General features: G+C 69.8%; 7 protein-coding genes. All 7 read right to left on the bottom strand.

What is annotated here, in order from left to right:
- On the bottom strand, nt 1–640 hold a 640-nt coding region (locus TR49_RS10235), incomplete at its 3' end, for a P-type ATPase actuator domain-containing protein (RefSeq protein ID WP_042379824.1).
- A complete protein-coding gene (kdpA, locus tag TR49_RS10230; RefSeq protein WP_042379821.1) occupies nt 640–2304 on the bottom strand; it encodes a potassium-transporting ATPase subunit KdpA in 1665 nt (554 codons plus the stop codon). The genes TR49_RS10235 and kdpA, both read right to left, overlap by 1 nt.
- The gene (kdpF, locus tag TR49_RS40785) at nt 2304–2393 is read right to left on the bottom strand and encodes a K(+)-transporting ATPase subunit F (protein WP_042379818.1); all 90 of its coding nucleotides are present in this window, start codon (nt 2391–2393) and stop codon (nt 2304–2306) included. The genes kdpA and kdpF overlap by 1 nt, the downstream gene beginning before the upstream one ends.
- A 396-nt stretch (nt 2394–2789) precedes the next feature.
- Nucleotides 2790–4322 (bottom strand): GlnX family signal transduction membrane protein, encoded by a 1533-nt coding sequence (locus TR49_RS10220; RefSeq protein WP_500808183.1) that lies wholly within the window; start codon nt 4320–4322, stop codon nt 2790–2792.
- Nucleotides 4323–4616: 294 nt separating this feature from the next.
- Complete coding sequence (locus TR49_RS10215) at nt 4617–4886, bottom strand: hypothetical protein (RefSeq protein WP_042379811.1); 270 nt, start codon at nt 4884–4886, stop codon at nt 4617–4619.
- 338 nt (nt 4887–5224) lie between these two features.
- The gene (locus tag TR49_RS10210; RefSeq protein ID WP_042379808.1) at nt 5225–5596 is read right to left on the bottom strand and encodes a hypothetical protein; all 372 of its coding nucleotides are present in this window, start codon (nt 5594–5596) and stop codon (nt 5225–5227) included.
- A gap of 261 nt (nt 5597–5857) precedes the next feature.
- Complete coding sequence (locus TR49_RS10205; protein ID WP_042379806.1) at nt 5858–7672, bottom strand: chloride channel protein; 1815 nt, start codon at nt 7670–7672, stop codon at nt 5858–5860.
- Nucleotides 7673–7899: the final 227 nt, after the last annotated feature.

Below are 7899 nucleotides of genomic sequence, written 5' to 3'. Positions count from 1 at the left end.
CGGACGTGATCTTCACGACCACGCGGTCCGACAGCACCTTGGTGCCGCCGGTCACGGCGGATCGGTCGCCGCCGGACTCGCGGATCACGGGTGCGGACTCGCCGGTGATCGCCGACTCGTCCACGGACGCGACGCCCTCGACGACGTCGCCGTCGCCGGGGATGACCTGGCCGGCCTCCACGATCACGTGGTCGCCGAGCCGGAGCTGGGTCGCGGGGATGTCCTCCTCGCGGACCTGGTCGGCCGGGGTGCCCGGCTTCCAGTCGCCCACCACGCGGCGGGCGGCGGTGTCGGTCTTGGTCTTGCGCAGGGTGTCGGCCTGCGCCTTGCCGCGGCCCTCGGCCACGGCCTCGGCCAGGTTGGCGAACACGGTGGTCAGCCAGAGCCAGACGGTGATGACCCAGGCGAACACCGAGGGCTTCTCGATGGCCGAGATCGTGGTCAGCACTGAGCCGACCTCGACCACGAACATGACGGGGTTCTTGACCATGACCCGGGGGTCGAGCTTCTTGACCGCGTCGGGCAGGGACTTGAGCAGCTGCTTGGGGTCCAGCAGGCCGCCGCCTATCCGGCGCTCGCCGGCCTCGGCGAGGACGGCGTCCGGCTCGGTGGCCGGGTCGTTGAGGACAGGGGTGGACATCAGTGGAGACCTTCCGCGAGCGGACCCAGCGCGAGGGCGGGGAAGTAGGTGAGCCCGACGACGATGAGGATCACGCCGGAGAGCATGCCGACGAACAGCGGGCTGTGAGTCTTGAGGGTGCCGGTCGACTCCGGCGTGTGCTGCTGCCTGGCCAGCGAACCGGCCAGCGCGAGCACGAACACCATCGGCAGGAACCGGCCGAACAGCATCGCCAGGCCCAGTGCCAGCTCCCAGTGGGTGCTGGTCACGCCGATGCCCGCGAAGGCGGACCCGTTGTTGTTCCCGGCTGAGGTGAACGCGTACAGCACCTCGGAGAAGCCGTGCGGGCCCGTGTTCGCCATGCCGCCGCCGTGGCCGGCCTTCAGCGACATCGCAAGTCCCGTGCCCGCGAGGACGATCGCCGGGGTGGTGAGGATGTACAGGGAGGCGAACTTCATCTCCCGCGCACCGAGCTTCTTGCCCAGGTACTCCGGCGTGCGGCCGACCATCAGGCCCGCGACGAACACGGTGACGATCGCGAGGACGAGGATGCCGTACAGGCCCGATCCGGTGCCGCCGGGTGCGATCTCGCCGAACATCATGTTGAGGATGTCCATGCCGCCGCCGAGCGGGGTGAACGAGTCGTGCATCGAGTTCACCGCACCGGTCGAGGTGAGGGTCGTCGAGGCGGAGAAGAGCGCGGAGGCGGGGATGCCGAAGCGCACTTCCTTGCCCTCCATGGCGGCGCCCGCGATCTGGGCGGCGGCGCCGGAGTGCTGGTGCTCGAAGAAGGTGATCAGCGCGGCGGACGCGGCCCAGTACAGGCCCATGACCGAGACGATCGCGTAGCCCTGCTTGTTCGAGCCGACCATCTTGCCGAAGGTGCGGCACAGCGAGAACGAGATCACCAGCAGGAGGTAGATCTCCAGCCAGTCGGTGAACGGGTTCGGGTTCTCGAACGGGTGGGCCGAGTTGGCATTGTAGAAGCCGCCGCCGTTGGTGCCCAGCTCCTTGATGGCTTCCTGCGAGGCCACCGGGCCGCCGGTGATGGTCTGCGTGCCGCCGGTCAGGGTGTGGATGACGTGGTCGGCCTGCAGATTCTGGATCGCGCCGCCCGCGACGAGCACGAGAGCGAAGACGATCGACATGGGCAGCAGCACGCGCAGCACGATGCGGGTCAGGTCGACCCAGAAGTTGCCGAGCTTGTCGGTCTTGCTCCGCACGAAGCCGCGGATCAGCGTGGCGACCACCGCGACGCCGACGGCCGCGGAGACGAAGTTCTGCACAGCCAGGCCGGCCATCTGCACCAGGTGGCCCATCGTCGACTCACCAGAGTACGACTGCCAGTTGGTGTTGGTGACGAACGACGCGGCGGTGTTCCACGCCGTCGCCGGGGTGACGGCAGGGAAGCCCAGCGAGAGCCACAGGTCGTTCTGCAGCCGCTGGAAGGCGTAGAGGAACAGCACTGAGACGAAGGAGAACGCCAGGACGGAGCGCAGGTAGGACGCCCAGGTCTGCTCCGCGTCCCCGTTGACGCCGATCAGCTTGTAGATGCCGCGCTCGACCTTCCAGTGTTTCCTGGTGGTAAGCAGGTGGGCCATGTAGTCGCCCAGCGGCCGGTACGACAGGGCCAGCGCCGCAACCAGGGCAAGGGCTTGCAGCGAGCCCGCGAGAGCAGGGTTCATCAGAACTTCTCCGGGCGGATCAGAGCGGCGACCAGGTACGCGGTCAGGGCTATCGCGACGATCAGCCCGACGATGTTGTCCGCACTCACCAGGCCACCCCCGCGATCAGGACAGAGGTGGAGGCGGCGGTGGAGCGCTGGAAGGCGGTCACAGCTTCTCCACCCCCTTGACGATCAGGGCGAGGACCACGAAGACCGCGACCGTGACCCCGACGAAGAGCACGTCGAGCATGAGGGAGGCACCCCAGGAGTGGTAGGGACGTCTGACCCGCCACGGAAGGCCCGTGTCGGTGCCGCCGTAGCGGCACCGCTAAGGAAACAGGCCCGACAGCCCCGTTAACGACGTCCTTAACGGCACCCATGCGCCCGCATAGCGAACCTTCGCGCTCTCTTAGCGCCCTTTACCGCCCCTCCGCGCCGCCGAGACCGGTCCGTGATCCGGCACGGGCTCCGACGCTCCCCCGGCGCTCGGCGATTCAGGCGCTGTCAGCGGCGGAACTCGGCCAGCCGGGGACGGACCCCGAGCAGGCACAGCAGCAGGGCCAGGCCGATGCTCGCGGCCAGCAAAGGGATCCGCGCGGAGAGCTCGTTGCGGCCGTCTCTGACGCCCTGGTCGAACGCGGTGGTGTTGATCGCGATCACCTTCTGCAGCGCGGTGTCGTGGGCGGTGAACGCGGCGTTGGAGGCGCCGGGAGCGTAGCTGGTGCAGTAGGCGATGGCCTGGTCGAGTTTGCCGCTGTCGGCGAGGGCGCGGATCGTACGGTCGTCGCGCTCGTAGACCTGGTAGGCGGCCAGGGTCTGTTCGGCCGCCGCCCGCTCGCCGGGGAAGGTGATGTTGCGGAACTCCGTGCCGTAGAAGCCGCCGAAGCGCACATCGGAGTGGTTCGCCTGGTAGGCCGTGACGGCGGTGGTGAGGGCCGAGTCGTAGGTGGTGATCGAAGCCCCGGGCAGGGCGAGGATCTGCTGGCTCTTGGCCTCGAAGGCGTCCCGGTACTGCGCGGCGCGGCCGGGGTCCAGCAGGTAGCGGCTCTCGTCCGCGTTCGCGTCGTAGGCCACCGCTCGCGCCCGGGACAACGCCACCACCGAGTCGAACGCGTCGCGGCGCGCGTAGCGCAGATGCTCCCGCTCGTCCGCCCACAAGCTGCCGGCCAGGCCTGTGAACACCACGACCAGCAGCGTCGCCGCCGCGAGGGCCGGGTTGATCACGCGGCGGAACCGAGCAGCCAGCCAGACCTGCAACCCGACCAGAGCAGCCAGTAGGGCGATGCCCATCGCGACGGTCCACCACACGGCCGACCCGAGCAGCGAACGCTCAGCGTCGTACGTGCTGTCGAAGGCGTCGTTGTTCGCCTGCACGAGCCGGTCGGCAGCGGGCAGCAGTGTGGTGCGCATCAAGTCGGTGGCCTGCCGATACTCCGCGACGGCCGCAGCATCGGAGTGGCCGGCCGGGCGGTGGGCGGCATCGTTGAGCGCCAGCGCGCGCCCGTCCAGGTCCTGGTAGCGGCCCATGCCATCGAGCACGTCCGCCAAGGCGCGCTGCACCGCCGCGTTGCCTGCTGCGTCCAGGGTCGCCCGTTGCAGATCCCGGTCCGCCGTGGTGCGGTCCGCCGTGTACGCGGACAGTGCCGCGGAACGCTGGCTCGACAGAGAACTGTCCGAACCGAACATGATCAGGTTCGCGCTCTGCGCGTCCAGGTCGGTCAGCGCCTGATAAAGGCCGGTGGCATCCAGCACCTGCGGAGCCTGCCGGTCACCGACGGTCGACCAGATGGACTGGGCGCCGGCGGCCGTGGACAGGCCGAAGGCTCCCAGCACGGCTGCCAAGAGCAGGCATGCGGCGGTGAGCCACCGCAGCCGGGCTGGTGTTGAACGCGCCCATCTGGGCCGGCGGCGTGGCCACAGCGTCCGGGGCCCGCTTCGGCGACTGGGCTCGTGGGAGCCGCGCCGACCCTGCGGACGGACCCTCGCAGGGTCCTCGGTCGTCGTCTGCGGTGCGAGTTCTTCGCCCACCGTCGCCATCGCCGCGCCCCACTCCTCCCGGCGAGCCCCGGTCCGGTGCCCGCACGCACGCGCCTGCGCCGTGCGGGCGCGCGAGCGGTTCTACCGCCGACTGGAGAATGTGGAGCCACGACGACTTCCCCGCCAGCACAGACTGGAGATCTTGACGGCACATTGATGGGGCCAGGCCTGTTCTTGATGCTGCGTTACCGCGCCAGCGAAGAGGTGGGGGAAACAAGGGTCCCGCGGGGCAGAGGGCCGGATGGCGCATCGGTGCCAGGGCCGGTGCGGCGCCGGCCTTGGCCCAGGGCCGGCTCAGGCCGAAGCGTCGTTGCCGCCGCGGTAGTGCCGGGCTCGGTCGTTGAACTTCTTCACCCACGTGGCGGCCGTGCGTCTGGTGAGCACATCGACCGCGCAGAAATCGTCCATTCCTGGCGCGGTGATCGTGACGTCCGATCCCTCAAGGTGAGCGGTCGCCCCGGCCTGGATCATCGTGTCGATCCTGGGCCCGCTGAGCCTGAGCAGACGCCGCCCGTTGGCGTAGAACGTCGACTGGTACAAAAGGTTCTGCTTGAACCCAGTCATCGATCGGGCTCCTTGGTCGTTCTGTGCCGATTTTGCCTTCCCGGTGCCTCTCGGCCATATCGCGACGCGGCCGGGTTGGGATGATGCGCCCGGAGACCGGATCGCAGCCGGCGGTGCGGACTCGTAGATCATCCTGTCGGCAGCGGCGGACCATGACCGGCCTGCCTCTGCCGCCCAGCGCGGTAAGGACGCCATGCAATCTTTGCACGATGCAATCTGCTTCGACAGTCGGTCTCCCGCCCCGACCGAGGCGGGCGCCCGGCACGTCGCTTCCCCGTCCCGCTTGGCTTGGCTCCGCACCGCGGTCCAAAGCCATGGTTCGGATCGGTTCCCCAGGTTCAGGGCGTGCGGTAGGCGTCGCCGAGAGCTTCGTAGCGGTCGGCGTGCCCCTGCACGCTGGTGATCCTCCCGTCGCCGATTTGGAAGACCTGGTAGAGCGCCGGGCTGCCGGATCGGGCCTGGGCGAGCCCGAGGACGACGGCGTCGGGGTAGGTGAAGCTCTCCTCGATACGGGCCCGGGTGCCGCTGGCATGCAGTTGTGCGTACCAGTTGAGGATGGTGGCGCGCGGGGCGTTCGCTGGTACGGCTTCCGGCGTGGGGGCCCACCGCGTGTGCGGGGCGAGAAGGTCCAGCAGGGCGTGCAGGTCGTCTCCCTCCAGCGCAGCGCGCAGGGCCGCGGTGACCTGAGCCGGTGTCAGTGCGTGGGTCATGCCGTGCTCCTGTCGTCGACGCGGCGGCCCGGCAGGGTGCTTGGCCGTCCGGGGCGTGCGGGGTGGGCCTGGTGATGCGCAGGGGTCGTTCGCGCATCCTTCGGCTGTGGCACTCGGCCTGGCCACCGCTTGCGAGGACGGCCAGACCTGTCAGCAGAACGAGAGGGCCGAGCCCTGCGGGCGCTGCGATCGACGCGCCGGGTGGCTGGCGGCCGTCAGGGGATCGGTAAGGAGTGCGCACCGGGTGGTCTTGGAGCGGGTTCAGTGGTCGCTCACCTGCGGGCGCGGCTCACCGTCCTCGTGCACGGTGCTCCCGAGGTGCGGCGCGTGGTGGAGCGCGTGGAGGATGGCGCGGTGGTCGATCCAGCCGGCCAGGACACCACTCGATTGATCGAGGACGGGAAGCCCTTCTGCGTTCGAGGAGCTGAGCAGGTCCCGCGCGGCGGCGAGGGTGGTGTCGGGCGTGGTGGTGGGGTAGGTGTCGTCGGTGAACTTGCCGACCGGCACGTGCAGCTCGACATCGTCCGCGAGCGCCCGGATGAGGTCGTGGGCGTGGACCGTGCCACGGTAGGTGCCGTCGGCGCCAGTGAGCGGGACGACGCCGTGGTGATGGTGCGCAAGGGCCCTTGGCGCCTGCGCGAGGGGGGTGGTGTCACCGAGCGTAGGGGTTGCGGTCGTCATGGCCTGGGCGACGGTGAGGGCGTCGGCGGGGTCGACGGGCGCGTCGAGGTCGATGCCGCGGCGCATCAACTTGGCGGTGTAGATGTTCTCGTAGCTCAAGCGGCGGCTGACCATGGTGGCGATCACGATCGCGGCCATGAGCGGCAGGATGATGCTGTACTCGCCGGTCAGCTCGAACAGGATGACGACGGCGGTGATGGGAGCGCGCGCGGCACCGGCGAAGACGGCGCCCATGCCGACGATCCCGTACGCCGCCGCCGACCCGGCGATGGACGGCATGAGCTGGTGGGCGCCCTGGCCGAAGGCGGAGCCGAGCATCGCGCCGATGAACAGGCTGGGCGCGAACACGCCGCCGGAGCCGCCGATACCGATGGTCAGGGATGTCGCGATCATCTTGCCGGCGAGCAGAGCGAGCAGGAACAGCAGCGCGTAACCGCCGCCGAGGGCGTGCTCCAGCACGGGGTAGCCGACGCCGTACATCTCGGGCAGGGCCAGCAGGAGCAGACCGAGCAGGAGACCGCCGACGGCGGGGCGGGCCCATTCGGGGCCGCGCCAGACGGCGTCGCAGGCGTCCTCGATCCGATAGAGGACCTTGTTGAAGCCGACGCCGACGAAGCCCGCGAGCAGGCCCAGCAGGGCGAACAGGGCGTACTGGGCGAGGTGCTGGACGTGGAACGCCGGCAGGGTGATGAAGGCGGTGTTGCCCAGGATCGAGCGGCCGATGACGGAGGCGGTGACGGAGGAGAGCACGACCATGCCAAAGGACTCGGCGGCGAAGTCGCGCAGGATCAGCTCCATCGCGAAGAAGACCCCGGCCAGCGGTGCGTTGAAGGTCGCGGCGATGCCACCGGCGGCGCCGCAGGCGACCAGCATCTTGATCCGCGACTCGGACAGCTTCGCGATCTGGCCGAGCGTGGAACCCAGCGCGGAGCCGATCTGCACGATCGGGCCCTCACGGCCGACCGATCCGCCGCCGCCGATGCACAGCGCGGACGCGAGCGCCTTGACACCCGCGACCTGAGGGGCGATCCGCCCGCCGCGGCGGGCGACGGCGTACATGACCTCCGGAACGCCGTGGCCGCGGGCCTCGCGGGCGAAGCGCTGCACCAGCGGCCCGTACAGCAGTCCTGCGACGACCGGGGCGAGGATCACGAAGTACGGGCCGAGGAACGGCACGTGCGGGTTGGCGACGTGCCCGGCCGCGGAGTAATCCGCGTGACCGGACAACAGCTGCGTGAAGGTCTTGATCAGCCAGCGGAACACCACGGCCCCGAGGCCCGAGCCCGCCCCGATCACGAGCGCGAGGACGGCCAGTCCCCCCTTGGACGAGCGGAGGAATGTCGTCGCCCGATCGACCACGGAGGATGGCGGGGCTGCGGCGAGCTGCGGTTTCATACTTTGCATTATGCAATGCTTGCACCATACTAAAAAGAGGGGGTTCGCCCACCGAGACGCAGTGCCCGCCCGCCGAGCCGGATCGCGGACCTGCACCGCCAGGCTCCGGGCCGTCTGTCGCCCGGCCCCTGTGGCGGTGAAAGAGGAGCTCGCCATGACCATTGCCGTTCCCGCCGTTCGGGCGGGGGCGACTAACCCGGCCGGGCCCAGCCGAGCCCCGGACTGGG

This window comes from Streptacidiphilus melanogenes, assembly GCF_000787835.1.
Classification (GTDB): domain Bacteria; phylum Actinomycetota; class Actinomycetes; order Streptomycetales; family Streptomycetaceae; genus Streptacidiphilus; species Streptacidiphilus melanogenes.
This window is presented reverse-complemented; position numbering and strand designations above follow the sequence as displayed.

Bases quoted from the DNA above. Each gene is read 5' to 3' on its own strand.
- TR49_RS10205 (WP_042379806.1), bottom strand. From the start codon at position 7,672: ATGAAACCGCAGCTCGCCGCAGCCCCGCCATCCTCCGTGGTCGATCGG.
- TR49_RS10220 (WP_500808183.1), bottom strand. From the start codon at position 4,322: ATGGCGACGGTGGGCGAAGAACTCGCACCGCAGACGACGACCGAGGAC.
- TR49_RS10215 (WP_042379811.1), bottom strand. From the start codon at position 4,886: ATGACTGGGTTCAAGCAGAACCTTTTGTACCAGTCGACGTTCTACGCC.
- kdpA (WP_042379821.1), bottom strand. From the start codon at position 2,304: ATGAACCCTGCTCTCGCGGGCTCGCTGCAAGCCCTTGCCCTGGTTGCG.
- TR49_RS10210 (WP_042379808.1), bottom strand. From the start codon at position 5,596: ATGACCCACGCACTGACACCGGCTCAGGTCACCGCGGCCCTGCGCGCT.